Genomic DNA, 844 nt, shown 5'->3' with positions numbered 1-844 from the left:
CGACGAGCGTCGAGGACGCCGACCGCATCCTCGAGGCCGCGTACCGCACGGGCACGCGCCTCTACGTCGGGCACAACATGCGTCACATGCCGGTGGTCCGGGCGATGCGCGAGGTCATCGAGGCGGGCACGATCGGCGAGGTCAAGGCGGTCTGGTGCCGCCACTTCGTCTCGGCGGGCGGCGACTACTACTTCAAGGACTGGCACGCCGACCGGCGCAACACGACTGGTCTCCTGCTGCAGAAGGGCGCCCACGACATCGACGTCATCCACTGGCTTGCGGGCGCCTACACGCGCCGGGTCAGCGCGGTCGGGGCGCTGGCGGTCTACGGCGACATCACCGACCACCGCGACAACTCCGACCGGCGGATGGCCGACTGGTACTCCCTTGACAACTGGCCGCCCACCGAGCAGCGCGAGCTCCATCCGGTCGTCGACGTCGAGGACATCTCGATGGCCAACCTCGTGCTCGAGGGGGGTGTGCTGGCGAGCTACCAGCAGTGCCACTTCACGCCGGACTACTGGCGCAGCTACGCGGTCATCGGGACCAAGGGGCGCCTCGAGAACTTCGGCGACGGCCCCGGCGCGCTCGTCAAGGTGTGGACCCGTCGCACCGACACCTATCGCGACGACGCCGACGAGGTCATCGAGATCCCGGCCGCCGACACGGCGGGCCACGGTGGCGCCGACCCGCTGCTCATGGCCGAGTTCGTCCGCTTCGCCCGCGACGGCGGTCCGACGATGACCTCGCCCGTCGCGGCCCGTGAGGCCGTGGCTGCCGGCGCCTGCGCGACGACGTCGCTGCGCACCGGCGGCTGCGCGGTCGATGTGCCGGCCCTCGACCC

1 protein-coding gene is annotated in these 844 nt (G+C 71.2%); it reads left to right on the top strand.

Annotation, left to right across the window (positions count from 1 at the left end; genetic code table 11):
* A partial coding sequence (locus AC1DP0_RS22320) for a Gfo/Idh/MocA family protein (protein WP_478088834.1) occupies nt 1-844 on the top strand: 844 nt, incomplete at both ends.

Source organism: Terrabacter sp. P5_B1, assembly GCF_056400505.1.
The sequence above is the reverse complement of the archived record's forward strand: the minus strand, read 5'-3'. Positions and strand labels throughout refer to the sequence as shown.